The organism is Methylosinus sp. C49 (genome assembly GCF_009936375.1).
Lineage (GTDB): Bacteria > Pseudomonadota > Alphaproteobacteria > Rhizobiales > Beijerinckiaceae > Methylosinus.
The window spans coordinates 756,274-780,886 of the sequence record NZ_AP022332.1 but is presented as its reverse complement, the minus strand read 5'-3'; the positions used below and the strand labels follow the sequence as shown (position 1 = coordinate 780,886).

At 65.7% G+C, this 24,613-nt stretch carries 21 protein-coding genes; 12 read left to right on the top strand and 9 right to left on the bottom strand.

The window, feature by feature from the left end:
* Positions 1-9 precede the first annotated feature (9 nt).
* From truA to def, 3 genes are all read right to left on the bottom strand, one after another.
* On the bottom strand, positions 10-729 hold the full coding sequence (gene truA / locus GYH34_RS03640) for a tRNA pseudouridine(38-40) synthase TruA (protein WP_161914872.1): 720 nt from the start codon (positions 727-729) through the stop codon (positions 10-12).
* Between the two features lie 188 nt (positions 730-917).
* Positions 918-1,847 (bottom strand): methionyl-tRNA formyltransferase, encoded by a 930-nt coding sequence (fmt, locus tag GYH34_RS03635; RefSeq protein ID WP_161912399.1) that lies wholly within the window; start codon positions 1,845-1,847, stop codon positions 918-920.
* Between the two features lie 7 nt (positions 1,848-1,854).
* Positions 1,855-2,391, bottom strand: a complete 537-nt coding sequence (def, locus tag GYH34_RS03630; RefSeq protein ID WP_161912398.1) for a peptide deformylase — start codon at positions 2,389-2,391, stop codon at positions 1,855-1,857.
* 266 nt (positions 2,392-2,657) lie between these two features.
* Here def and GYH34_RS03625 point away from each other — a divergent pair, with 266 nt between their 5' ends.
* From GYH34_RS03625 to GYH34_RS03610, 4 genes are all read left to right on the top strand, one after another.
* On the top strand, positions 2,658-4,034 hold the full coding sequence (locus GYH34_RS03625; RefSeq protein ID WP_161912397.1) for a TldD/PmbA family protein: 1,377 nt from the start codon (positions 2,658-2,660) through the stop codon (positions 4,032-4,034).
* Positions 4,031-5,326, top strand: coding sequence for a metallopeptidase TldD-related protein (locus GYH34_RS03620; protein ID WP_161912396.1), 1,296 nt, complete (start codon positions 4,031-4,033; stop codon positions 5,324-5,326). The genes GYH34_RS03625 and GYH34_RS03620 overlap by 4 nt, the downstream gene beginning before the upstream one ends.
* Positions 5,327-5,337: 11 nt before the next feature.
* On the top strand, positions 5,338-5,862 hold the full coding sequence (gene lspA / locus GYH34_RS03615; protein WP_244635253.1) for a signal peptidase II: 525 nt from the start codon (positions 5,338-5,340) through the stop codon (positions 5,860-5,862).
* A 223-nt stretch (positions 5,863-6,085) separates the two neighbouring features.
* Positions 6,086-6,709, top strand: a complete 624-nt coding sequence (locus GYH34_RS03610; protein ID WP_161912394.1) for a hypothetical protein — start codon at positions 6,086-6,088, stop codon at positions 6,707-6,709.
* Positions 6,710-6,733: 24 nt separating this feature from the next.
* Here GYH34_RS03610 and GYH34_RS03605 read toward each other — a convergent pair whose 3' ends face one another.
* On the bottom strand, positions 6,734-7,474 hold the full coding sequence (locus GYH34_RS03605) for a carbonic anhydrase family protein (RefSeq protein WP_161912393.1): 741 nt from the start codon (positions 7,472-7,474) through the stop codon (positions 6,734-6,736).
* Positions 7,475-7,847: 373 nt separating this feature from the next.
* Here GYH34_RS03605 and GYH34_RS03600 point away from each other — a divergent pair, with 373 nt between their 5' ends.
* Positions 7,848-9,257 carry a pitrilysin family protein gene (locus GYH34_RS03600; protein WP_161912392.1) on the top strand — a complete coding sequence of 470 codons (1,410 nt, stop codon included), beginning with the start codon at positions 7,848-7,850 and terminating at the stop codon, positions 9,255-9,257.
* A gap of 17 nt (positions 9,258-9,274) precedes the next feature.
* Positions 9,275-10,555, top strand: a complete 1,281-nt coding sequence (locus tag GYH34_RS03595) for a pitrilysin family protein (protein ID WP_161912391.1) — start codon at positions 9,275-9,277, stop codon at positions 10,553-10,555.
* A 566-nt stretch (positions 10,556-11,121) separates the two neighbouring features.
* Here GYH34_RS03595 and GYH34_RS03590 read toward each other — a convergent pair.
* Together GYH34_RS03590 and GYH34_RS03585 are read right to left on the bottom strand one after the other, a co-directional pair.
* Positions 11,122-12,294 carry a PAS domain-containing protein gene (locus tag GYH34_RS03590; RefSeq protein ID WP_161912390.1) on the bottom strand — a complete coding sequence of 391 codons (1,173 nt, stop codon included), beginning with the start codon at positions 12,292-12,294 and terminating at the stop codon, positions 11,122-11,124.
* Positions 12,295-12,589: 295 nt separating this feature from the next.
* Positions 12,590-13,267, bottom strand: a complete 678-nt coding sequence (locus GYH34_RS03585) for a response regulator transcription factor (protein WP_161912389.1) — start codon at positions 13,265-13,267, stop codon at positions 12,590-12,592.
* Between the two features lie 564 nt (positions 13,268-13,831).
* On the opposite strand from GYH34_RS03585, the gene GYH34_RS03580 reads away from it, so the two are divergent.
* Positions 13,832-14,104: a hypothetical protein gene (locus GYH34_RS03580; RefSeq protein WP_161912388.1), complete on the top strand. Its 273-nt coding sequence runs from the start codon at positions 13,832-13,834 to the stop codon at positions 14,102-14,104.
* A gap of 7 nt (positions 14,105-14,111) precedes the next feature.
* Here GYH34_RS03580 and GYH34_RS03575 read toward each other — a convergent pair whose 3' ends face one another.
* Entirely contained in the window at positions 14,112-15,386 is a 1,275-nt protein-coding gene (locus tag GYH34_RS03575; RefSeq protein ID WP_161912387.1) for a nucleoside transporter C-terminal domain-containing protein, read from the bottom strand.
* Between the two features lie 90 nt (positions 15,387-15,476).
* On the bottom strand, positions 15,477-17,192 hold the full coding sequence (locus GYH34_RS03570) for an adenylate/guanylate cyclase domain-containing protein (protein ID WP_161912386.1): 1,716 nt from the start codon (positions 17,190-17,192) through the stop codon (positions 15,477-15,479).
* A 49-nt stretch (positions 17,193-17,241) separates the two neighbouring features.
* Here GYH34_RS03570 and GYH34_RS03565 point away from each other — a divergent pair, with 49 nt between their 5' ends.
* From GYH34_RS03565 to GYH34_RS03550, 4 genes are all read left to right on the top strand, one after another.
* Positions 17,242-17,931: a Crp/Fnr family transcriptional regulator gene (locus GYH34_RS03565; RefSeq protein WP_244635252.1), complete on the top strand. Its 690-nt coding sequence runs from the start codon at positions 17,242-17,244 to the stop codon at positions 17,929-17,931.
* Positions 17,932-17,989: 58 nt separating this feature from the next.
* On the top strand, positions 17,990-19,141 hold the full coding sequence (locus GYH34_RS03560; RefSeq protein WP_161912385.1) for an FIST N-terminal domain-containing protein: 1,152 nt from the start codon (positions 17,990-17,992) through the stop codon (positions 19,139-19,141).
* A gap of 18 nt (positions 19,142-19,159) precedes the next feature.
* On the top strand, positions 19,160-20,038 hold the full coding sequence (locus GYH34_RS03555; protein ID WP_161912384.1) for an aldo/keto reductase: 879 nt from the start codon (positions 19,160-19,162) through the stop codon (positions 20,036-20,038).
* Between the two features lie 109 nt (positions 20,039-20,147).
* The gene (locus GYH34_RS03550) at positions 20,148-21,971 is read left to right on the top strand and encodes a patatin-like phospholipase family protein (protein ID WP_161912383.1); all 1,824 of its coding nucleotides are present in this window, start codon (positions 20,148-20,150) and stop codon (positions 21,969-21,971) included.
* 33 nt (positions 21,972-22,004) lie between these two features.
* On the opposite strand, the gene GYH34_RS03545 is transcribed toward GYH34_RS03550, so the two are convergent.
* Positions 22,005-22,931, bottom strand: a complete 927-nt coding sequence (locus GYH34_RS03545) for an alpha/beta hydrolase (protein ID WP_161912382.1) — start codon at positions 22,929-22,931, stop codon at positions 22,005-22,007.
* 401 nt (positions 22,932-23,332) lie between these two features.
* On the opposite strand from GYH34_RS03545, the gene GYH34_RS03540 reads away from it, so the two are divergent.
* On the top strand, positions 23,333-24,610 hold the full coding sequence (locus tag GYH34_RS03540; protein ID WP_161912381.1) for a class I SAM-dependent methyltransferase: 1,278 nt from the start codon (positions 23,333-23,335) through the stop codon (positions 24,608-24,610).
* Positions 24,611-24,613 lie beyond the last annotated feature (3 nt).

Below are 24,613 nucleotides of genomic sequence, written 5' to 3'. Positions count from 1 at the left end.
AAAAGGCGCTCAATAATCGACGGCGACGAGATAGAGCCCATGCGGCGGGGCGACCTGACCGCAGCGGGTCCTGTCCTTCGCCTCGAGCGCCGCGCGCAGATCGTTAGCGCTCCATCTGCCGGAGCCGACATGCTCCAGAGAGCCGGCCAGCGAGCGCACCTGATTGTGCAGGAACGACCTCGCCGAGGCGACGATCTCTATGACGTCGCCCATGCGCCGCACGTCGAGCTGCTCCAGCGTCCGCACCGGCGAGTTGGCCTGACATTCGGTCGAGCGAAATGTCGTGAAATCATGCCGCCCGACCAGCGCCTGCGCGGCCTCATGCATGGCCTGCGCGTCCAGTGGGCGCTTCACATGCCAGGCGCGGCCGAGTTGCAGCGTCAGCGGCGCGCGGCGATTGTCGATCACATAGCGATAATGCCGGCGGATCGCCGAAAAGCGCGCCTCGAATGTCGGCGCGACGCGGCGGGTCTCCAGCACGGCGATCGGCGACGGCCGCAAATGCGCGTTGAGCGCGTCGCGCAGCCGATCCTCGCGCCACTCGCGCGAGAGATCGACATGGCCGACCTGTCCCAGCGCATGCACGCCGGCGTCGGTTCGTCCGGCCCCATGCAGCACGCGTCGCGCGCCAGCCTCGAGCGCCGAAACCGCCTCCTCGAGCCGCTGCTGCACGGAGACGCCATTCTCCTGCCGCTGCCAGCCGACGAAAGGCGAGCCGTCATATTCGATGGTGAGCGCATAGCGGAAGGCGGCGCGCCCACCCTCCCCTTCAGGGGGAGGGTCGGACGGCGCAACCGTCTGGGGTGGGGTGAAATCCCGAGACTCGGGAGTCACCCCCTCCCGCTCGCCTGCCGCGATCGACCTCCCCCCTCCAGAGGGAGATGGGGCCGCCGCCTTCTGAAATGTCGCCATCGCGGTTACGTCGCCAGCGTCATGCCCGGCGCGAGCGGGCGGCCGCGTAGAAATTCGGCAATGGCCATGGGCGCCTTGCCGCCGCGCTGCACCTCGATGAGCCGGAGCGCGCCCTCGCCGCAGGCGATGAGGCCCTTGTCGTCGAGCGCCGCGCCGGGCGCGCCTTCGCCTGTCTCGAGCTTTGTACGCAGCACTTTCACGCGCTCGACGCCATGGCCGAGATCGCTCTCGAAGAACGCTCCCGGAAAGGGCGAAAGCCCGCGCACGCGATTGTGAATCTCACGCGCCGGGCGCCGCCAGTCGATGCGGCTTTCGCTCTTCTCGATCTTTTGCGCGTAAGTCACGCCCTCTTCGCTCTGCGGCGTGAAGGAGAGGGCGCCCACTGAGAGATCGCGCAGCGATTTGACCATCAGCTCGGCGCCGGCGGCGGCGAGGGCGTCGTGCAATTCGCCCGTCGTCATATCCTCGCCGATCGTGATGCGCGCCTCCGCGGCGACGGGGCCGGTGTCGAGCCCGGCCTCCATCTTCATCACCATGACGCCGGTCTCGGCGTCGCCGGCCATGACGGCGCGCTGGATCGGCGCCGCGCCGCGCCAGCGCGGCAGCAGCGAGCCATGTAGATTGAGGCAGCCGAAACGCGGCGCGTCCAGCGCCGCCTGCGGCAGAATGAGCCCATAGGCGGCGACCACCGCCACATCGGCGTGGAGATCGGCGAAGGCGCCGATGGTCTCGGCGTTCTTGAAGCTCTTGGGCGTGAAGACGGGGATGGAGAGCGTCTCGGCGAGTCGATGGACCGGCGAGAGCTTCAGCTCCATGCCGCGGCCGGCCGGGGCCGGCGCGCGCGTATAGACGGCCGCGACCTGATGGCCATCGGCGATGATTTTCTGGAGCAGAGGCGCGGCGAAATCGGGCGTGCCCATGAAGACGACGCGCATTTGGGCGTTACGCCTCGACCTTGTCGGCGACGGGGGCGGCGCGCGCCGCGGCCTTGGCGAATTTCTTCACCACGCGCTCGCGCTTCAGCCGGGAGAGATGGTCGATGAAGAGGCCGCCTTCGAGATGGTCGATCTCGTGCTGGAGCACGGTGGCCAGCAGCCCGTCGGCCTCGATCTCCTGCGTCGCGCCCGTGCGGTCGAGATAGCGCACGCGCACGCGCGCCGGGCGCTGCACGTCCTCGTAATAATCGGGAACCGACAGGCAACCCTCCTGATAGACGAACAGCTCCTCGGAGACCCAGACGATCTCGGGATTGATGAAGAACATCGGATTCTTCGGCTCGTCGCCGCGCGTCGCGTCGGCGACCACGATGCGCTTGGGCACGGCGATCTGGATCGCCGCCAAGCCCACGCCGGGGGCCTCGTACATGGTCTCGAGCATATCGTCGAGAAGCTGCTGGAGCTCGCCGTCGAAGGTCGCGACCGGCTCGGAGACGAGCCGCAGCCGCGGATCGGGCAGGGTGATGATGGGACGAATGGCCATTTGCTGTCGCGCCTGAAGTCTCGCGGTCGAGGGTTTCTCGCTCGAAATAGGGATGCGCCCCGTCTCCGTCAAACGGACGCCGGCGCGGCTTTGTCGCAGATTATATTCCGCTTCGCTCCGCAATGTAAGGGATCGGGTGAATGGCCGGCGCCTCCCCTTTCGCCGAGAAGCGTCGCAGGAGCCGTCTCGAAACGAAGGACGCGTTTTACTCGCCGCTTCGCCCCGCTATATTGCGCCGGACTCGATCCACCCGAAAGGCCGCGAACATGCTCGACCGGCTCGTCGCGCGCGCGGCGCAATTGCCCGCCTATGGGGAATTACGCTGGCACGCCAATCATTCCTCCCGCATCATGATGCGCAAAGGCGTGCTGCTCGCCAATGGACGCTCGCGCGACAGCGGCCTCTCGGCGCGGCTCTATCATAACGGCGCCTTCGGCTTCGCCGCCGCGCCCGCAGATGACGAGGCCAGCCTTGCCGCCGTCATCGCCACGGCCAGGGACAATGCGGAATTCGCCGGCGGCCATGCCGCGAGCGGCGGGCTCTCCACCGCGGCCGGAAGCGGAAGCTATGATTATCGCAGCAAGCGCGCGCCGCTCTCGGCCGAGCAGCGCGTCGAGATCGTGCGACGGCTCGACGAGGCGATCCGCTCCCGCTATCCGGGCCTCGTCAATGTCGATATCGCTCTGTCCAGCAATGCGAGCGAGAAGATCCTCGCCAATAGCGACGGCGCGGCGACCTATTCCTTCGTGCCGCGCGCGGCGCTGGTCGTCTCGATGAGCGTCGCCGCCAATGATGGAATCGTCGAGCTCTATGACATTCTCGGCGGATTCGGCGAGATAGAGGATCAATCCTTCGACGAGGCGAATCTCGCGCCCTGGCTCGAGGATTTGCACGAGAATTTGCGGCGCAAGGCCGAGGGCGGCCAATGCGAGGCCGGCGATCACGATGTCGTGCTCGATTCCGCTCTCGCCGGAATTCTCGCCCATGAGGCGATCGGCCATACTTGCGAGGCCGATCTCGTGCTCGCGGGCTCGGTCGCGGGCGATCATCTCGGCGAGCTGGTGGCGAGCGAGAAGATCACGCTCGGCGATTACGGCGGCCGCGGGCCGGACGGCAAATCCTCCTTCGCCATTCATGTCGATGACGAGGGCACGCCCTGCCGCGATGTGGCGATCATCGAGAATGGCGTGCTGAAAAACTTTCTGCACAATAAGCGCACCGCGCAAATGCTGGGCGCGGAGCCCGCCGGCAACGCCCGCGCCTTCTCCTTTCAGGACGAGCCGCTGGTGCGCATGCGCAACACCTGCATCGCCAAGGGAAACGACAAGCTCTCCGACATGATCGGCGCGATCGAGCGCGGCTATTATCTGAAGCGCTCCACCAATGGCCAGGCGGATGCGACGAGCGAATTCATGTTCGGCGTCAATTGCGGCTATGAGATTCGCGACGGCAAGCTCGGCCGCGCGATTCGCGACACCACCATCTCCGGCGTCGCCTTCGACATGCTGAAGACCGTCACCCATGTCGGCGATGATTTCCACTGGTCGGCGGGCGGCGGCTGGTGCGGCAAGAAGCAGGTGATCGCCGTCGGCATGGGCGGCCCGTCGATCAAATGCCGCGTCACTCTGGGAGGACGCGGATGAGCGCGCCGACGGACGACTTCCTCGACCATATTCTCGCGCGAGCGAAAGACGCCGGCGCCACTGCGGCGCAGGCGCTGAGCAGCCGCACGCGCTATTTCGAGATCGAATTCGATCATCGCAGCGTCGATCTCGTGCGCTCCACCGAGAATGAGACGACGATGATCACCGTGTTCCGCGACGGCAAGCGCGGCGGCGCGACGCTCAACGGCCGCCGGCCGGAGGAGGTGGAGGCGGCGATCGCCGCCGCGGCGACGGCGGCCGAGGCGGGCGTCGCCGATCCTGCGAACGACATCGCCGAGGCGCCCTCGCTGCCGCCCGGCGATCATGGGCCTTTGGCGCAGGACCGCGCCGCCATGCGCGCGCAGGTCGATGAATTTCTGGCGAGCCTGCCCGCGCGCCATCCGCTGCTGCGTCTTCGCGACTGCCTCTACACTTTCACCAGTCAAGAGACCGAATTCGCCAATTCGAACGGGCTGCGCCAGCGCGAGCGGCGCGGCGGTCACGGCTTTCGCGCCATGTTCATGGCCAAGGACGGGCCGCTCACCACATCTTTCAACGCGGCGGGGGGACGGTCCTTCGGGCCCTTCGCCTCGCTCTATGACGCCGCCGGCGTCGGGCGGCTGATGGCGGAATGCGAGCGCTCGCTGGAGCGCCGGCCGGTCACGGGAAAATTCGTCGGCGATGTGATCGTCACGCCGCATTGCCTCACCGGGCTGATGCCCTCCATCGCGGGCGCGCTTTCCGGCCCGGCGCTGCTCGCCGGCTCCTCGCCGTTCAAGGACAAGCGCGGCGAGCGCATCGCCAGCCCTTTATTCTCGCTCGACAACGCCCCGCGCTCCGCGGATTTCGTCGACGGCTCGGATTTCGACGAATTCGGCGTGCCGACGCGCGATCTGCCGATCATCGAGAATGGCGTGCTGAAGGATTTTTACGTCGGCTATTTCTTCTCGCGCAAGCTCGGCATGGCGCAGACGGCGGGCGTGCGCAACAGCCGCGTGCGGCCGGGCGAGACCAGCCTTTCCGACATGATCGCCGGGGTGAAGCGCGGAATTCTGTTCTCGCGCTTTTCCGGCGGCGCGCCCAATGACAATCTGGATTTTTCTGGAATCGCGAAAAACTCGTTCTATATCGAGAATGGCGAGCTGCGGCACGCCCTGAACGAGACCATGGTGAGCGGAAATTTCCAACAATTGCTGCAAGATATTCACGCCGTGTCGAAAGAGGTCGTGAATTTCGGCGATTGCGCCTATCCCTTCGTCGCCGCCTCGGGCGTGACCATTTCGTCGAAATGAGAGGAAGCGTCTTGGTCTATCGCCCCTGGTTTTCCGCGCCTCGCGCCTTCGGCCTCGTGGCGGTCGTTCTCGCTCTGGCGCTCGACCAGGCGCATAAATTCTGGATGCTGCACGTCTTCGACATCGGCTTGCGCCAGCCGATCCGGCTCACCCCCTTTCTCGATCTCGTGCTGTCGTGGAATTTCGGCGTCTCCTATTCGCTGCTCTCCTCGCAGACCGGAGCGACGCGCGCGCTGCTCGTGGCGTTCCAATTGTCGATCGTCGGCTGCCTCGGCTATTGGCTGTGGCGGGCGCCGCGCCGGCTCACCGCGGCGGCTCTCGGCCTGGTGGTGGGCGGGGCGCTCGGCAATGTCGTAGACCGGCTGACGCGCGGCGCGGTGGCGGATTTCTTCTTCTTTCACACCGCCCTGCCGGTGGGGCCGCTGGCCAATTACGTGTTCAACGTCGCCGACGCCGCGATTTTTCTCGGCGTCGTCCTGCTGCTGCTGGAGAGCTTTCGCACCAGCGCCACGCGGCCGACGCCGGCCGCCGGATAGCCCCGAGAGGCTTTCTGCATTTCAATGAAGCTCTCGGTTTTTTGTTTTGACGCGTTTCCACCGAACCGGCGCCCACTCGGTGGAAACGCTCTCGTGTCGATTTCGGCTGGCCCGGAGCCTCACGCGCCTCTAAAATGCCGTTAAGCTGGCCGTAACAATTCGGCTCGTTTAGAATCGCGCGCGCTCTCGGACGGGGCCGCGCCCATGGGAGGAGATCTGGGCGATGAAACGGGCGACAGCCTCTCTGCGTCTCACGCCGGCATGCGTCGGGCTCGCGCTCGTGTTTCTCGGCGGAACGGGCGTCGTCCCGGCCGCGGCCTATGACGACAAATCGACGCTCACCTCGGTGCTCGGCTTCATCGGCGTCTATTCCGACGAGGACGAGAGCCAGAAGATCGTCTTCCGCGAGCATCCCAAGCTGGTCGTGCCGCCCAATCGCCAGGGGCTCCCCTCGCCGCAGGCGGAGGCCGAGCGGCCCGCCTCCTGGCCGGTGGATCAGGAGATCGCGCGCCGCAAAGGAACGCCCGCGCCGGCGCGCCAGCCGGGCCTCAACGAGAATCCCAATGTCGCCGGCTCCAAGAATGGCGAGCACGACGGCCCGCGCAAATGCCTCGTCGCCGCCTCGGACGGCCATTGCACGATCGCCACCGACGCGGACGAGCCCGGCTCCGCTGTCGGACCGAAGACGCGCGGCTCCGGCGAGGCCTCGACCCGCTCCTATCTGACCGAGCCGCCGCAGGCCTATCGCCAGAAGGTCGCGGGCGGCAAGGGCATGAAGGAACCCGAGGAAAAGCCCGGCTGGACCAATCCGATCGGCATGATCGGCAGCCTTTTCGGCGGCTCCTGAGCCGCCGATCCGGCGCCCCGCCGCTCAGCCGCCGCTCAGCACGATGCGGCGATGCGTCGGCTGCAGCGGGCGGGCGTTCATCGGGAACAGCGCCTTGAAGGCGTCTATGTCCGCCTTCGCCACCGTCACCGGCTCGGCGAAGACATTCCAATGCACCACCTCCGAGCAGGGCGGCGTGGTCAGCGAGCCCTCGTAGCGGAAGACTTTCTTTTCCTTCGGCAGCAATGCGGAGGCGTCGATCGGCGCCTTCGGCGCGGCTTTGCCTTCCTCTTTCGGCGCGGCGGCCATCAGCGCGGTTAGCGCCTTATTGGGCGCGCCGGCGACGAGGAAGGAGCCGACCACCAGAAGATCGCCATTGTCCCCGGCATGGACGAAATGCGCCTCCATAGCGAGGCGCTTGCCGCCGAGGGCGTGCTCGCTCGGCGTGTGGAAATGGAACTGCTTCAGCTCGAACTTGCGTCCATCGAGCTCGGCGACGCCGCTCCCGGCGGCGGCGTTGGCCTGGATCGTATGGCCGTTGTTGACGATCTCGAAAGCCTGCGGCTTCCAGCCGAGCTTGGGCGGACGAATGTTCGCTTTCACCGCATCGGTGAGGTCGATCGGCGATTGTTCCGCGCCCAGCGTGCAGGCCTTGGCCGCCTCGTCATGCGCGCCCCAATGCTGCGGATCGTCATAGGTCCAATGCGCCCCCTCGGCGCGTGCCGCGGCGGCGCAGAGCGGACAGGCCGCGAGGCCGGCCAGAAAAGAACGTCGTGTGAAAGCCATGCGATCCCCCTTGCGGCGCATCGGTCGCGGCGCCGTCGAATATCGACGATTCGAGGGTAAGATGATGCCCGAGAGCTTCGGCTGCGGCAACGCTGGCGTGGCGACGCGAGCCGTTCGCCATTCGTCGACGAAGCCATGCGACGCAGACCCGCTATGGCCCTGTGCGCCGGGCCGGATCGCGCGCGGCGCCTGACATGCCTCGCATTCATGCTTATATAGGTCGAATGCTTCCGTCGAAGCGTCCGGGGAAAGCCCGCGGCCAACTGGCGCCGAATTCTCTTGGCCCGAACTGAACTGGCCGGATTCTCTCGGCCGGACCGAGGTTCGATCGGGCCGGCGAGCGCCGGACGCGCTATAGCGAGGAAAGATTATCATGCCGATGACACAGCCGGGGGCCGAGGCGATCGCGGCCGATCACGCCGCCAGCCCCGCCTCCGCCAAGATCGACGCGCGCGCCGGAGCCGCCAAAAGCGAGAGCGCCGCTGCCGGGGTCGTCCATTCGCGCCTCGCCAATGGAATGGAGATCGTCGTCATCGCCGACCGCCGCGCGCCGGTCGTCACCCATATGGTCTGGTATCGCAACGGCTCCGCCGACGATCCGCTCGGCAAGTCGGGCATCGCGCATTTCCTCGAGCATCTGATGTTCAAGGGCACGCACGCCCATCCGCAGGGCGAGTTCTCCAATCTCGTCTCCGAGCTCGGCGGCCAGGAGAACGCCTTCACCAGCTATGACTACACGGCCTATTTCCAGCGGATCGGCAAGGAGCACCTCGGCACGCTGATGGAGTTCGAGGCCGATCGCATGACGAATCTGGTCCTCTCCGACGAGATTGTGGGGCCAGAGCGCGAGGTGGTGCTCGAGGAGCGCCGCATGCGCACCGAGAACGACCCTTCCGCCCAGCTCGACGAGGCGGTGCAAGCGGCGCTGTTCCCGCATCACCCCTATGGCACGCCGATCATCGGCTGGGGGCATGAGATCGAGACGCTCGGCCGCGAGGACGCGCTGCATTATTATCGTCGCTTCTACACGCCCGAGAACGCCATACTCATCGTCGCCGGCGATGTGGATTTCGAGACCGTGCGCGAGCTGGCGGAGAAGAGCTATGGCCGCATTCCCGCGCGCGCCGACGCGCCGAGCCGCAAGCGCCCGCGCGAGCCGGAGCCGCGCGCCCATCGCCTGGTGACGCTCGCCGACGAGAAGGTCGAGCAGCCGACGCATGAGCGCGTCTTCCTCGTGCCCTCCTATACGACCGGCGCGCCCGGCGAGGCCGAGACGCTGGAAGTTCTCGGCCATGTGCTGGGCGGCGGGCCGTCCAGCGTGCTGTATGATTCTCTGGTGGTGGAGCAGAAGCTCGCCGTCAACGCGGGAGCCTATTACATGGGCTCGGCGCTGGACGACACGCGCTTTTGGGTCTTCGCCACGCCGGCGCCCGGCGTCTCGCTGAAGCAGCTGGACGACGCCATCGGCGCGGCGATCGACAAATTCGCCGCCGCCGAGATCGCCGAAGCCGATCTGAAACGCGCTAAGAACCGGCTCATCGCCGAGGCGGTCTATGCGCAGGACAGCCAGGTCTCGCTCGCCCGCTGGTATGGCGAATCGCTGGCCACCGGCCTAGCGGTGGAGGATGTCGCCGCCTGGCCGGACCGCATCGACGCCGTCTCCGCCGCCGACCTCGCCGCCGCGGCCCGCAAATGGCTGCACAAGCGCCGGGCCGTCACCGGCTTCCTCGAATCCGAGGGCCAGGACGAAGCCGAAGCCAAAGACGCCGTGCTCGCCGCCTGATATCGGAGCGTAAATCAATGACAGCCCACGCCATCGCGCCTGCGCGCAGCCGCGCCGAGACCATTCAGCGCGTCGTCACGCCCGGCGGGATCGAAGCCTGGCTCGTCGAGAGCTACGCCGTTCCGCTCGTCGCGCTCGAATTCGCTATGCGCGGCGGCGCCTCGCAGGATCCGGCCGGCAAGGCGGGTCTCGCGACGCTGCTCGCCGGGCTGCTCGACGAGGGCGCCGGCCCCTATGACGCCCGCGCCTTCCACCTCGCCATAGAGGATCTGGCGATCCGGCTCGGCTTCGGCTGCGACCGCGACGCCATCTCCGGCCATATGCAGACGCTCTCCCGCAATAAGGACGAGGCTTTCGAGCTGCTGCGCGTCGCGCTCTGCGAGCCACGGCTCGAGCAACAGGCGATCGACCGCGTGCGCGGCCAGATCGCCGCCGGGCTGAAGCGCGACGCCAATGATCCCGATGCGCTGGTCGCCAGGGCCTTCCGAGAGGCCGCCTTCCCCGACCATCCCTATGGGCGGCCGGTGCGCGGCGATCTGGAGAGTCTCGAAAATCTGACGCGCGACGATCTCGACGCGTTGAGGATTCGCCTGCTGACGCGCAGCGATCTGAAAATCGCCGTCGTCGGCGCCATAGACGCGGCGACGCTCGCCGCCAAGCTGGATGCGATCTTCGGCGCCCTGCCGGCGCAGAGCCTTCTCACCCCCGTGCCCGAGATCGACATTCACGCGCTCGGCGAGCGCCGCATCATCGATCTCGACGTGCCGCAATCGGCGATTCGCTTCGGCCGTCCGGGCATGCAGCGGCATGATCCCGATTATTTCGGCGCTGTGGTGGTCAACCACATCCTCGGCGGCGGCGTCTTCACGGCGCGGCTGTTCAACGAGGTGCGCGAGAAGCGCGGTCTCGCCTATTCGGTCTATTCGCATCTCAACGAATATGACAAATGCGCCATGCTGGTCGGCGGCGCGGCCACGAAGAACGAGCGCGCCCGTGAATCGCTGGAGGTGATCCAGGCCCAATTCGCCGATCTCGCCAATGCGGGGCCGAGCGCGGACGAGCTCGACAAGGCGAAGAAATATCTGACCGGCTCCTATGCGCTGCGCTTCGACACATCGACGAAGATCGCCGGCCAGCTGGTCAATCTCCAGCTCGACGGCTTCGCGCCCTCCTATCTCGACGAGCGCAATGGCCGCATCGACGCGGTGACGCTCGACGACGCCCGCCGCGTGGCCAAGCGCCTGCTCGGCGACGGCGAGCTGCTGGTGTCCATCGCCGGACGTCCGCAGGGCCTCTGATCCAAACTTCAATGCAAGGCGAAATTCGACAGCGCGATCCGGTCCAATGATCGGATCGCGCCGCCAGAAACATATGATCGCATGGCGACCTTCGCAGCGCGCAGCGCGCGATCATCTCGAGGCGACCCAATGATATTCCGCAAAAGAAAACGGGCGCCGCAACCTGCGGCGCCCGACGGATCGTCATGAAAAAAGGGGTTCGGCAGACGCCGAACCCCTGCGCCGTTGCAAATTCCGTCGGGGAATAATTGATCCACTATTGATCGACTACTCTTCTTCTTTAGCGCGCTCCGATCGTAAAGGAAACAACCTAATATAGATCGCGAGCAGAAAGACGACGCCTGTGTCTCGTAGGTAACACTAGTACTTATACCATAGGGAGATTACTTTTAGTGGCATTGCTTGGTACTAATACTAAGCACGCAGACGATGAGTTTTACTTTCAGCGGCTTGCCCTGAGACGAGACAATGCTTCAGCGCAGCCATAATCCGCCCCTCAATTCGAAGGGCGAAAGATTATGAGCATTTCCCGATGACAGGCGAGCGGCTACGGCGGGCTGCCCCCATTATCCACAGGCTCGGTCGGTCAGGGGCAGAGCGAGCCGAAAAGCGGAGCCGCCCACATCCGCGTCCGACAGCGCGAATCCCGCCCCATCGGCCTGGACGAGCGCGCGCGAGCCCGCCGGCGCCACGGCGCATGGATCGGGACGCGGCGCGAGCGGCGCAACGCGAGCGTCGTGGATATCGATGATGATCTGGTCGCCGCGCTCCGATGTGGCGACGATCAATCGGTGCGACGAGGCGATCGCCGCCCGCGCGGCCACGCGAAAGAGATCGGCCAACTCCTGCTCGATCTGCGTTCGATCGCCGATCACGAGATCGCGCGCGGCGCGCAGACGCAGCTCGGCGTCGACGGTCTCGCCGAGATCGCGGCGCAGGGTCTCCCACGTCTCGCCGATCAGCGCATGCAACGAGACCTCCGTCGGCGCGCACGATTCGTGAACGAACAGCTCGCGCCAGTCGCCGACGAGCCGCGCGGCGCGATATAATTGCGCGCCGGCGCGGTCCATGGCCGCGAGTTGATCCTCCGATCGCGCGGGGCCGAGCGTCGCGTGACGGCGCGCCGCCTGCAGATAGGCCGCAGCCGCGGTCAGCGGCTGATTGATGTCATGCGCGAAGCCGACGGCCCTCAGCTCCAACGCCCTCAGCCGCTCCGCCTGCCGGCGCAGCTCCTGCGTTTCCGCCGCCTCCTGCGCGAAAGCCACGCCGCGCGCGCCTTGCGAGTCGAGCGCGACAAAACGGAGCCGCAGCCGCACGCGCGCGCCGTCCTTGCGCACGAAATCCGTTTCCACGCCGGTCTCGGCCGGCGACGGGAGCCGGGTGGCGACCCGCCAATCGATGCGGCGGGCGGCGAGATCGGCGCGCGCATAGCCGGTCACGCGGAGAAACGCGTCATTGCCGTCCGTCACCTCGCCGTTCTCCTCCCAGCAGAAAGCGGCGACCGGCCCATTCTCCCATAGCGCGCGCGCGCAAGCGTCGCCCGCGTCCCTCTCGGAGCGCAAGCGAAGACGGCCGAGCAAGGCGAGCGCCGCTACAGCGGCGGCCACCGCCAGCACGGCGGCGAAATCGCCGACGAGAACCGTGAATCGCCCGGCGAGATCGAAGGACCCCGGGTCGAGCAGCTCCGCCGAGCCGAAGACCGCCAGCGCCGCCAGCGCCGCCAGCGCCGCCAGCGCCACGGCGAGCTCTCGGCGCCGAGCAATAAAATTCCAAAGGGCGCGACGCCCGGCGGCGTGAGTTGCGCCCGTTCGTCGCGGCGCGCCTGCCGCCTCCCGAGAAAATCTCATGCTCGGCACAAGCAATTTCCAACAATTACCGAATGCGACGGGCGCAAGACTGGCCCAGAAGATTTATTTTGGCAATCCATCCGATCGCCGCACGACACACTGGCGACGCGATGCAAAGACGCGAGACGGGCGAGCGCGCGCAGGAACCGGCAGACGACGAGCTGCGCCGACGGCGCTCGCATGATCTTCACTCCTCGGCGCTCCGAATGAGATAGCCTATGCCGCGCGCAGCATGGATATCGGCGCGCGCGCCATGGTTTTTCAGGCGCTGACGCAGGCGGTGGATCAGCATCTTCAGCGCGTCGACCTGATCGGCGCCCTGCGCGCCGTAAATCTCCTCGAGAAGATCGGCGCGCGTCACCGCGAGACCGGCGCGGCGCATCAGCGCGCCGAGCAGGACGAGCTCCAGCTTGGGCGCCAGAAACTGCCGGCCATTGATAAAGCCCCTCTGCTCGTCGAGCTCGAAGCTGAGCGCTCCGACCTGCGCGAAGGGCGCCGACTGTGGTCCAGGCCGGCGCAGAATGGCGCGAATACGCGCCGTCAGCTCCGCAGGATCGAAAGGCTTGGTGAGATAATCATCGGCCCCCGCGTCGAGCCCGTCGACGATCTCGGCTATGTCGCGCATTGCGGAAACGATCAGCACGCGAATGTTCGGCCGAGTCTCGCGCGCCGAGCGGATGATGGCGACGCCATCGCCGTCCGGCAACCGCCGATCCAGCAGCATCACGCCATACTCGACCGCCTCGATCGCCGCGCGGGCCTCGGCGATGGCGCCGACGATATCCGCGACAAAGCCGGAATGAGCGAGCTTTTCCGCCAGCAGAGCGGCGATCTCCGCCTGATCTTCGACGATCAACACACGCATCGGCTGTCTCGTCGCCCTCATCTGCTTTTTGCGGTCTCGCCGGCGGACCCGCCGCGTCTCGATGCGCCCCGGGGGCGCGAGCCCCGAGCGTCTGCAAACTCATCGAATAGCGCGTTACCAATATGCAAATATCATACTTTTTCTCGAGCACGAGAACGTGACATCACGCGAATCGGCGCCGCACGATCGCTGAAAGCTTGCCAGTCGGGAAAGAATGACCGCCTATGCGATAGGGTTGGGCATTTTTCCCGAATATCGGCGCATGGAAGCGCTTTTCGATATATAGAGGCCTCGCGTCGCCATCGAAATGCTCGCTCAGCGAATGCAGTCTGTTTGTGTTCTGTATCCGCGACCATTTTTGAATTGCAAAGGGCGAGAGAGGGCGCGTTCAACGCGGGAATTTTTCCCGAAAGACGCGGTCGTAAGGTAACGCTTCTCAGACTTCGGCGAGCGGCCGAAGCAATAGGCGTCCGCCCCGCGGCGCACGCGTCCGACAGGCGGCCGCGCTGTCTCAGCGTGAGCGAATCTGCTAGTGCTGCGACCGACAGAAAGGTTTCTTCCAAAATGGCGCGCATCCTTCTCCTCTCCCTCATCCTCGCCGGAATCGTCTCGCTGACCGACGGTTTCGCCCCCAGAGCGGCGCTGGCCGGGCCGAATGTGCCGCTGTGTCTCGCGATGCAGAATAATTACAATGAATGCGTGCGCCACGAGCGCGCGCGGGAGCGTCATCGCCACTACGAATATGAGGACGAGTGGGGCCATGGCCCCCACGGGCGCCGCCACCGGTCGGATTGCGGCGCCTGGCTCGTGCAGCTGAAAGCGCAAGGCTGCTTCTGAGCGGCCTTCAGCCGCCGATCAGCAGTCCGGCGGCCGTGGCGCTCATGCAAGTGGCGCTCATGCAGGTGGCGAGCGTGCCGGAGAGAATGGAGCGCAGGCCGAGACGCGTGATCTCCGCGCGCCGGCCCGGCAGCATCACATTCAGCCCGCCGACGAGTATGCCCATGCTGCCGAAATTGGCGAAGCCGCAGAGCGCATAGGTGAGGATCAGCCGGCTGCGCGGCGACAGCGCCTCCGCGCCGAGCGCGCTCATGTCGCGATAGGCGACGAACTCATTGACCACAGTCTTCGTCGCCATCAGCGCGGCGGCGGCCGGCGTCTCGCTCCAGGGCACGCCGATCAGCCAGACGATGGGACGGAAGGCATAGCCGAAAGCGAGCTGCAGGCTCGGCGTCTCGCCGCCCAATTGCGGCAGATGCGCGAGCGCCATATCGACCAGCGTCACCAGCGCGATCGTCGTCAGCAGCATGCTGATGATGCCGACCAGCGGTCCGACGCCGTCGGAGACGCCTTTGACGATGGCGTCGAACGTGCCGGTCGGGGGATTTTCCACGGCGAGCCGCGCTTCGGCATTGTCCTTGTAGATATCCCAGGGCGACATGACCGCGGCGACCGCTATGGCGGCCGGGGTCGCGATCACCGAGGCGATGAGAATATGGCCGAGCGCATCCGGCAGGAAAGGCGCGACGAAGCCGGCGTAGATCACCATGACCGTGCCGGCGACGCCGGCCATTCCGCAGCTCATCAGCGCGAACAGCTCGCCGCGCTGCATGCGCGCGAGATAGGGGCGGATCAGCAGCGGCGCCTCGATCATGCCGACGAAGATGTGAACGGAAGCGCCCAGCGCCAGCGCGCCGGAAAGCCCCATGGAGCGCCGCAGCAGAAAGGCGAAGCCGCCGGCGACGCGCTGCATCACGCCCCAATAAAAGAACAGCGAGGCCAGCGCCGAGATGGTCAGCACCATGGGCAGCGCCTTGAAGGCGAGAATGAAGCCGGCGCCCGGCGTCTTCTCCTCGAAAGGCGCGGGGCCGCCGCCGAGATAGCCGAAGACGAAGCCCGAGCCGGCCTCCGTCGCCTTTTGCAGCGCCTCCGCCGCGTCATTGGCGAGCAGCACGGCCTGCTTCGCCGGCGGGAAATGCACGAGAACCAGCGCCGCCGCGAATTGCAGCGCCAGCCCGCCGACCACGACACGCCAGGGAATGCGGCGCCGATCCTCGCTGACGGCGTAGGCGATGAGCAGGAAGCAGAAAAAGGCGAGACAGGAACGAGCGATATCCGTCATGGGCTGCGTTTCTCCCGGCTGCGCTTCTCCGATCGTCTCCGCGAGACGAGCCGTCGGCGGCGATGCAATTTTCGGGTCCAGCCGGCGCGCTCACACCGCCGTTCGCTCGCCACTGGCGACCCAGCGCTCGAAATCGCCGAGCTTCTTGAACGGAAAGGCGGGGAGCGCGGCGTCGCGGCCGCGGATCGGCGCCTCGACGACGGCGTGCGGCGGCCGCAGTCCCGCGGCGTCGCAAGTCTGCGACGAGACGAGCGCGACGCAATCCATCTCTTTCGTCAGCGATTCGAGCCGCGCGGCGATATTGCCGGTGTCGCCGAGAAATTGCAGCGACTGCCGATCCGTCGGACCGACGGCGCCGACGATGGCGAGTCCGCTGTGCAGCCCGACGCCGAAGGCGAGCGGCGCCTCGAGATCTTGCGCGAAATCGCGGCTGACGCGACGAATGGCGCGCCAGACGCCGCTTGCCGCGCGCAGCGCCGCGCGCGCGCCCTCGTCGGCGTCGCCGTCCAGCCGAAACAGGCTCATGACGCCATCGCCGGCGACGCTGGTCACATGGCCGCCCTCCGCCAAAATCGCATTGGTGGTCGCGCGAATGTAGGAGTCGACGATATAGATCGCGTCATAGGGCAGGCGGTTGGCGGCGAGCTTCGTCGAGTCGCGCAGATCGACGAACATGGCCGTCACGAAGAGCTCGCGGCCCTGGTCGAGGAGAACGCAGAGTCCGTCGAGCGGGCTGTCCGCGGGCAGCATGGGATAGACGCCGATATCGCAGCGCGGCCGCGTCTGGCAGGCGAGGCGCACGCCCTCCGGCGCGCCGATCTGCGCCAAAGCGGCGCGCTCCGCCGGGCCGGGCGGCGGCAGCTCCGACGCGCCATAGAGCACGCGAAAGCGGCAGGTGGAGCAGCGCGCGCGTCCGCCGCAGACGGATGCGTGCGGAATGCCTTTGAAACGGCTGGCCTCGAGCACGGAAAAGCCGAAAGGCGCGCGAATGCTGCGGCCGTCGCGATAGTCTATGCGCACCGTGTCGAACATGCGCTCGCGCGTGTTGCGCAAGGCGCGCAGCAGCAGCACGGCTGCGAGCAGCGCGAGATAGGAAATCTGCAGACAGAGAATGATCGAAGCGAGCATCGCCGGCACATGCGCATGCGGCGTTCCTTTCGCCGGCGGGCCATGCGCCTCGATCACGGCCTCGTCCATATAGGCGCGCAGAATCAGCTCCCAGCCCGAGTTGAGCAGGCCCGCTATGGCGAGAACGGGCAGAGCGAGCGCGAGAAGAAGAAATAGAATGATGCGCCGGCGATACCAATCGCGATAGCGCAGCCACATGTGAATGCCGATGCAGCCATGCGACCAGATGAGGACCATGAGCAGAAATTGCCGCGGCAGGCCGAAGGTCGGATCGCTGATCCAGAAATGATAGAGAATGCGAAAATAGGAATCCTCCAAGCCGAAGGCGAGCACGGCGACGCGCGTGTCGGTGACATGCGGCGCGAGCAGCAGCGGAATGGTGAGGCCGAGGCCGAGCTGCCAGGCCTCTATCGCCGGCATGCGCAAATGCCGCCGGCGATAGAGCGCGAAAAGGCCGAGCGACATGTGAAAGGTGAAGCAGAATAGCAGAAGAGCGACGCCGAAGCTGCTGCGCCAGGGCGCGAGAATGACGCCATGGCCGATGCCCTGGAGATTGTCGAGAAAGAGCAGGCCTGTCGCGTGAGAGACGAAATGACACGCCGCATAAGCGAAGAGCGTGAGCCCCGTGGCGAGGCGCGTGCGGCGCTCCAAATCGAAGTTGACACTCCAAAGCGACATGGACCATCCTTTGAAACGCTGACAAGACGAAATTTTTGGAACGTGGGGCATGATACGAAAAAGCCAGACGCTTGCACGCGTTAGTTTGTTTCGCTCGCTTTCCAAGGAGGAGATCGCGCTGCTCGACGCGCGATGCGTGTGGCGCCGCGCCCAGGAAAAGGAATGCATCCTCAATTATAAGGACGACAGCGCGGATATTTATTTCGTCGCCTATGGCGATGTGCGCGTGTCGATCCAGAGCGTCGCCGGCAAGGATCTGATGCTGCGCGTCATCAAGGAGGGCGAGTTTTTCGGCGAGCTCTCGGCGCTCGACGGCAAGCCGCGCTCGGCGGCGATCCATGCGATAACCGACACGGTGATCGCGCGCATGAGCCCGGCGATCTTCCGCGAGGTGATTCATCATTATCCCAATGTCTGCGATGAAGTGCTCGCGACGCTGACCGGCGAGGTGCGCCGCCTCACCACACGGGTGAACGAGTTCACCAATCTCGACGTGCGCGGACGCATTCACGCAGAATTGCTGCGGCTGGCGCGCAGCGACGGCGGCGGCGAAAATCGCGGCGTGATCTCGCCCGTTCCCACTCATGCGGAGATCGCCGCCCGCGTCAGCACGCATCGCGAGGCGGTCACGCGCGAGCTGAACCGTCTGGAGCGGGCGGGACTGCTCGAGCGCCGCCGCGGCGCCTTCGTGCTGCTCGATCTCGCCGAGCTCTCCGCCTCCGTCGAGGCGGCGCGGTAGCGAATCTCTCCCGCGGCACGGTCGTTGCTACCCGCGCATGGACGCGGGGGAAGAGACCATGAGCAAGTTCATTTACGCCCATTCCGGCGACGCCGACTGGAAGAGCGCCTTGGCCTCCTGCCTCGAGCAGATCGAGCGGCAACGGGCCGACGCGCCCGCGCCCAATCTCGGCTGGTGCTATCTCACCGACTATTTCACCCAGGCGGCGAGCGACATATTGTCGGCGCTGCGCGCGCGCCTGCCCGGCGTCCATTTCGTCGGAACGGTCGGGGTCGGCGTCGGCGCCGAGGCGGTGGAGTATTTCGACGCGCCGGGCCTCGCGATCATGCTGGCCGATCTTCCCGCCGACGCTTTTGCGCTGTTTTCCTCGCTCGAGGGGCTGGACGGGACGCCCAAGGGCTTCGAGCCCTTCACCGCGCTGGTCCACGCCAGCGGCGGCACGCCCGATCTGCAAGCCAAGCTGGAAGCCGCGAGCGCCAAGCTCACCACCGGCTATCAGTTCGGCGGCCTCTCCTCGGCGCGCAACAAGGCGCTGTGCATCGCGGACGAGGTTTTGGCGGGCGGCTTCACCGGCGTCGCCTTCGGGCCGCAAGCGACCGTGTTCTCGCGCGTCACCCAAGGCTGCCAGCCCATAGGGCCGCGGCGCACGGTCACGCGCGCGCAGGGCAATTACCTCGTGACCCTGGACGAGAAGCGCGCCCTCGACTGCGTGCTCGAGGATATGGGGCATACGCTCGACATAGACGACGCCGAACTGCGGCTCGAGCTGGCGCAGACCTTGGCCGGGCTGGTCGCCACTGGCGAGGATGTCTCCGCCAAGCCCGGCCAGTTCGGCACGAACACGGAAGTGCGGCACATTGTCGGCGTCGGCCGCAAGGGCGGGCTGCTGATGATCGCCGAGCAGATAAAGGACGGCATGCGGCTCGCCTTTTGCAAGCGCAACGCCGAGGCGGCCAAGCATGATCTCCTCCGCATCGTGGCGGAGGTGCGCGCCCAGGCGGAGGCCGCCGGCGGCATGAGAGGCGCGCTCTATATCAGCTGCTCGGGGCGCGGCGGCCCGCATTTCGGCGAGCCCAACGCCGAATTCCGCATGGTTCACGAGGCGCTGGGAGGCGAGACGCCCTTGATCGGCTTTTTCGCCGGCGGCGAGATCGCCCGCCATCATCTCTACGGCTATACTGGCGTGCTGACGGTTTTCGCCGGAGCCTGAGAAAGAGGAAGCCCCAAAATGAGCGCCGAGCCGCGCGGCGAGGATCCTGGCCGGATCGTCTCCGCCTCCGGGGTTTTTATGCCCCGCATCATCTATGGCACGGCCTGGAAGAAGGAGCGCACCGCCGCTCTGGTGGAAGAGGCGCTGCGGGCCGGCTTTCGCGGGATCGACACCGCCTGCCAGCCCAAGCATTACAACGAGCCGGGCGTCGGCGAAGGTCTGGCGGCGGCGCTCGGCGCCGGGCTCGACCGCGCGGATATTTATCTGCAGACCAAATTCACGCCCTTCGGTGGGCAGGACCCGGAGAACATCCCCTATGACGCCGAGACGGCCATAGGCGAGCAGGTGCGGCAATCCTTCGAGGTCTCGCTGCGCAATCTGCGCACGGATCGCCTCGACGGATTGGTGCTGCACTCCCCCTACCCGGAGGACAAGGACACTCTCGAGGCCTGGCGCGCGATGGAGAGCCTGGTGGCGCAGGGCGGCGTGCGCCAATTGGGCGTCAGCAATTGCTACGAGCTGTCACGGCTGAAGATGTTGTGGAAGAAGGCGCGGGTGAAGCCGGCCGTGATCCAGAACCGCTTCTACGCCAAGACCGGATATGACCGCGAGATTCGCGCTTTCTGCGCAAAGCATAAAATTTTCTACCAGAGCTTTTGGACGCTCACCGCCAATCCCGAAACGCTGGAAAAGCCGGAGCTCGTCGCTCTCGCCGAAAAATATGGGCGCGGCCGGGCGCAGATTTTCTTCCGCTTCCTGACGCAGCAAGGCGTTCTGTGCCTCACCGGCACGTCGTCGCAGGAGCATATGCGCGACGATCTGGCGATATTCGATTTTTCCCTGACCGCGGCGGAATGCGCGACCCTGGACGCTCTGCTGACCGCCGCGCCCGCCTGAACGGCGTCGCCGCGCGGAAACCGCCCTTGCATTCTCAGGCCCGGCCGAAGATCATGCGGCGCGAGCGCGGGGGCGCGCGACGCGAACGCATCGGGGCGGCTGTATTTCCATGTCGAAGACGCTCGTTTCGGAAGATCAGAGTTTCTGGCAAGACCTCGACGACGAGGATCGCAATAAGATCAAGTCTGGCGTGCAGCTGCGCAGAATTGCGCGCGGCGAGACGCTGATCGAGATCGGCGCGCCGTCGGAGACGCTCTATATCGTCAATTTCGGCCAGTTCGGCGTGGTCAACGCCGCCAATGGCGAGATCGTCGCCGAGATCGGCAAGGATCAGCTCATCGGCGAGATGGGCTTTTTCACCGGCGAGCCGCGCGGCGCCGGCGTCGTCGCCATGCGCGACTCCGAGGTGCTGGAGATCGACCGCGCGCAATTCGAGGCGCTGGTCGCGCAATTCCCCGATATGCAGCGCGCCGTCGCGCGATCGCTGGCCAAGCGCCTCGCCCGTCTCGGCGAGATCACGCGGCGCAATTTCCGCCAGAGCAGCCGCGTGCGCGTGATCGCGCTGATCGCCGCGGGCGGGGGATCTATCCCGGAAGGTTTCAGCGCGCGCCTGCTGCAGGCGATCAATGCGCGCGCCCGCGGCTGCGCGCGCGCCTCCGCCGACGCCCGCGCGCATTTCAAAAATGGCGCATTCGACCGTTACGCCGTCGCCGATTGGCTCGGCGCGCTCGAGCAGGAGAACGACTTCGTTCTCTGCGTCGCCGATGGCGAATTGAACGAATGGACCCGCGCCGTTCTCAATTCGGCCGATTTGCTGATCATGGCCGTCGCCGACGGCTCGCAGGCGGTCAATCCGGTCGAGGAATTCGCCTTCACTTTGTTTCCCGCCAATCGTCGGCGCATCGTGCGGCTCTATCCGTATCGACCGCAGACGCAAGAGCCTTCCGCGCCCTGGCTGCGCGAGCGCGACGTCTTCATGCTGCATCATGTGGCGATGGATTCGGGCGCGGATTTCGATTGCCTCGCGCGCTTCATCACGGGCCAGGCGATCGGCTTCGTCGCCGGCGCCGGCGGCGCGCTCGGCCTCGCCCATATCGGCATCGTAAAAGCCTTTCAGGAGGCGGGCGTCGTCTTCGATATGTTCGGCGGCAGCAGCATCGGCTCCGGCATGGCGGTGGCCTTCGCGCAATTGAAGACGCCGGAGGAGGTGGAGGCGGCGATTCACGAAATATTCGTGCAGAACGCCGCGCTGAAGCGCCTCACTCTGCCGAAATACGGACTGCTCGACCACACAGTTCTCGAGGCGACGCTGGCGCAATCCTACGGCTCCATCGCCTTCGAGGATTTGTGGCGGCCGAGCTTCGCCATAGCGACAGACCTCTCCACCTATACGATGCGCGTGATCCGCTCCGGCCCGACATGGCAGGCGGTGCGCGCCTCCTGCGCCATTCCCGGCGTGCTGCCGCCCTTCTTCGACGAGGACGGCCATATGCTGGTCGACGGCGCCGTCTCCGACAATGCGCCGATCGCGCCCATGCATGGGCTCAAGAACGGCCCCAATGTCGTCGTGGATCTGCGCAACTCCGATCCGCGCCTCTATGACTTCGACTATCGCGCGCTGCCCGGCCGCAACGAGCTGCTCGCCTCCATGCTCAATCCGCTGCGCCGCAAGCCATTGCCCGATTGCCCTTCGCTGGCGAGCGTCATTCAGCAGGCGGTGTTCAGCAATATTCGCGAGAAGCCGGCGTTTTCCGGCGGGCTCGATCTCACCGTGCAGCCGCCCGTCTGTCCCGGAGCCAGCTTCATGACCTGGGACAAGCACCGCGAGGTCGCCGAATTCTCCTATAGATGGGGCCTCGAGACGATCGCCCGATTGGAGGAGGAGGGAAACCCCGCGCTCGCCGAAATGCGCCGCCTGTCGCAGCCGAGCTGAGCGCGCGCGGCGCCAATGGGCGCCGAGCCCTGCTCACGCCGCGTCGAGCGCGGCGCGCAGCATGGGCAGATAGCGCTGCGGATTTTCCAGCATGGGAAAATGCCCGCAATTCTCGAAGAGGACGAATTCCGCCTCCGGCAGAAACGCCTTCAGCGAATCGCCGATCGTCGCCACGAGATTATGGGTCGGATCGCTGTCGCCCCAGACGATCGTCACCTTGCGCGGGCTGGCGGCGTAGGGCTTTTCCGGCGTCGCCATCAAGGCCTGATAGGCGTTGCAGAGGCAAAAGCAGCCGCCGCGATCGAGACCCGCGATCGCCTCTTCCGCGAGCTTCGGCGCGATGGCCGAGGTCGCCGGCGGCATGGCGACCTTATACCAATGCCGCGTCACCACATGATCGAGCGCGCGCATGAAGATCTGCCCGACATAGGGCCGCCGAATCAAATTCATGCGATCGGTTCCCGCCGCCCATTTCTGCGCCTGCGAGATCGAGACTGTCTGCTGCAGCATGAGATGGCGCACGCGATCGGGCCGCGCCGCCGAAAAGGCGACGCCCGCGAATCCGCCGAGACAGGCCATGTCCAGCACGGCGTCCTTTATCTCCAGCTGTGCGAAGAATTCGTCGAAGACCTCGCAATAGCTCGGAACATCGAAGCGAAATCCCGATTTCACGAAGGATTGGCCGAAGCCGGGCGTCTCCATGCAAATGACGCGCGCATGGTTCGACATTTCGTCGATGATCGGCAGATATTGCTCGATGACATTGGGCGGATCGGGCACGATCACCAAAGTCTTATCGCCGGCGCCGTTCTTCTGCGGCGTGATCAGCGTCCGCAAGCTCGCGCCGCGCGTCTCGATGAATTGGCCCTTCGCGCCATTCAGCGTCGGCCCCGCCTCGCTGCGAGCAGCGCGCGCGCGCCGATCCGCCCACAACCAGCGCGACATTTCGATTGCGTCCATTTTTCTCGTCTCCGCTGAAATTCATTTGGCGCGACGCGAACCGCGCTCGCCTATCGATCCTATAGTGCGGACGCGCGCTCGCGCCCTGTGTGGCAGCACACACAAATTCCCCACCGACCCTTTTATCACCTCGGATCAGGCTCGCGCCGATCGTCGTATCGCAAGACGCGACGAGAGGAGGCGAGCGCAAGCTGAGCTGCTTGTCAACATGCAGAAATAATGTGACAACATTTGACACAATCTTGTCGTGCGACGCCATCGCTCAGCACGGCCGACTGCATGAAGAACAAGAGGCGCGGCGCAAATAGCGCGGACGCGGGGAAGATTTCGCGCGTCGTTTCCAGCCCGAGAGGCGCGGAAATTCTTTGCCGAAAGCGCGCGATATGCATTGGGAGAGACAAATGACCGATACGAGATATATGCCCGAACATGCCGCGCGCGCTTTCGACGCGAAGACGGCGCGCCGACAGCTTTCACTCGCGCAGCTTTTGGGAGCGCGTCAGCCGAAGGACGCTTTCTTCGAGATGCTGTCGCGCCATCTTCATCAGGGAACGCTGATCGTTCGTCACAATGGCGTCGATCATCGCTTCGGCGCCGGCGATGAAGCGCCAATCGTGCTGCGCGTGCTGCGCGACGATTTCTTCAGCCGCGTGCTCGCCTTCGGCAATCTCGGCATGGGCGAAGCCTTCATGGCGCAGGATTTCGAGGTCGAGGACGGCCGCCTCGTCGATTGCCTCACAATGCTGTGCCGCGCCGGCCTGCACAAGAAGCTGCGCTCCGATTGGAGCTTCCTGTTCCGCTACGCCGGCATGCTCGCGAGCAATCGCCTCATGAGCCCGGCGACCAATGTGCGCCGTCACTACGACATCGGCGAAGACGTGTTCGACGCCTTTCTGCTCGATCGCTATCAGGTCTATTCCTGCGGCTATGCGCATTCGCAGGACGACGACGCCGATCTCCTGCAGCAGCGCAAGCTCGATCGCATTTGCCAGAAGCTCGAGATCGAGCCCGGCCAGTCGCTGCTCGACATCGGCTGCGGCAAGGGCGGCATGCTGATTCACGCTGCGCTGAATTTCGGCGCGCGCGGCGTCGGCGTCACCAATAGCGTCGCGCATCATGCGCGTGCGCAGGAAAACGCCGCCAAATATGGCGTTTCCGATCGCGTGCGCTTCATCCTCGGCGATTATCGCGAGATCGAAGGCTCTTTCGATCGCATCGTCAGCGTCGGAATGCTCGAGCATGTGCGCGCCAAGGACTATCCCGCCTATTTCGGCGCCATCGAGCGTCTGCTGGCGCCGACAGGACGCGGCCTCGTGCATGTCATCGGCTGCAACACGGCGATCAATCGCCATGATCCCTTCATTCAAAAATACGTCTTCCCCGGTTCCGACACGCCGAAGCTCTCCGCGATGACGACAGAGCTCGAGAAGAATAGCCTCGCCATTCTCGACGTCGAGAATATGGCGCGCCATTACGCCGTGACTCTGCGCCGCTGGCTGGAAGCCTTCCGCGCCAATAGCGGAACGCTCGATCCTGTGCGCTACGACACGGTCTTCAAGCGCATGTGGGAATACTACCTCAGCTGCGGCGTCGCTTCTGCGATGGCGGGGGACCAGGCGCTCTATCAGCTCCTCTTCACCAAGGATTATCACGCGCCGTATCGGCTGCAGCGCGTCTGACGC

Coding starts and splice junctions, on each gene's coding strand:
- fmt (WP_161912399.1), bottom strand. CDS start 1,847: ATGCGCGTCGTCTTCATGGGCACGCCCGATTTCGCCGCGCCTCTGCTC.
- def (WP_161912398.1), bottom strand. CDS start 2,391: ATGGCCATTCGTCCCATCATCACCCTGCCCGATCCGCGGCTGCGGCTC.
- GYH34_RS03625 (WP_161912397.1), top strand. CDS start 2,658: ATGCTCGACCGGCTCGTCGCGCGCGCGGCGCAATTGCCCGCCTATGGG.
- GYH34_RS03620 (WP_161912396.1), top strand. CDS start 4,031: ATGAGCGCGCCGACGGACGACTTCCTCGACCATATTCTCGCGCGAGCG.
- GYH34_RS03610 (WP_161912394.1), top strand. CDS start 6,086: ATGAAACGGGCGACAGCCTCTCTGCGTCTCACGCCGGCATGCGTCGGG.
- GYH34_RS03605 (WP_161912393.1), bottom strand. CDS start 7,474: ATGGCTTTCACACGACGTTCTTTTCTGGCCGGCCTCGCGGCCTGTCCG.
- GYH34_RS03600 (WP_161912392.1), top strand. CDS start 7,848: ATGCCGATGACACAGCCGGGGGCCGAGGCGATCGCGGCCGATCACGCC.
- GYH34_RS03595 (WP_161912391.1), top strand. CDS start 9,275: ATGACAGCCCACGCCATCGCGCCTGCGCGCAGCCGCGCCGAGACCATT.
- GYH34_RS03585 (WP_161912389.1), bottom strand. CDS start 13,267: ATGCGTGTGTTGATCGTCGAAGATCAGGCGGAGATCGCCGCTCTGCTG.
- GYH34_RS03580 (WP_161912388.1), top strand. CDS start 13,832: ATGGCGCGCATCCTTCTCCTCTCCCTCATCCTCGCCGGAATCGTCTCG.
- GYH34_RS03575 (WP_161912387.1), bottom strand. CDS start 15,386: ATGACGGATATCGCTCGTTCCTGTCTCGCCTTTTTCTGCTTCCTGCTC.
- GYH34_RS03570 (WP_161912386.1), bottom strand. CDS start 17,192: ATGTCGCTTTGGAGTGTCAACTTCGATTTGGAGCGCCGCACGCGCCTC.
- GYH34_RS03565 (WP_244635252.1), top strand. CDS start 17,242: ATGATACGAAAAAGCCAGACGCTTGCACGCGTTAGTTTGTTTCGCTCG.
- GYH34_RS03560 (WP_161912385.1), top strand. CDS start 17,990: ATGAGCAAGTTCATTTACGCCCATTCCGGCGACGCCGACTGGAAGAGC.
- GYH34_RS03555 (WP_161912384.1), top strand. CDS start 19,160: ATGAGCGCCGAGCCGCGCGGCGAGGATCCTGGCCGGATCGTCTCCGCC.
- GYH34_RS03550 (WP_161912383.1), top strand. CDS start 20,148: ATGTCGAAGACGCTCGTTTCGGAAGATCAGAGTTTCTGGCAAGACCTC.
- GYH34_RS03545 (WP_161912382.1), bottom strand. CDS start 22,931: ATGGACGCAATCGAAATGTCGCGCTGGTTGTGGGCGGATCGGCGCGCG.
- GYH34_RS03540 (WP_161912381.1), top strand. CDS start 23,333: ATGACCGATACGAGATATATGCCCGAACATGCCGCGCGCGCTTTCGAC.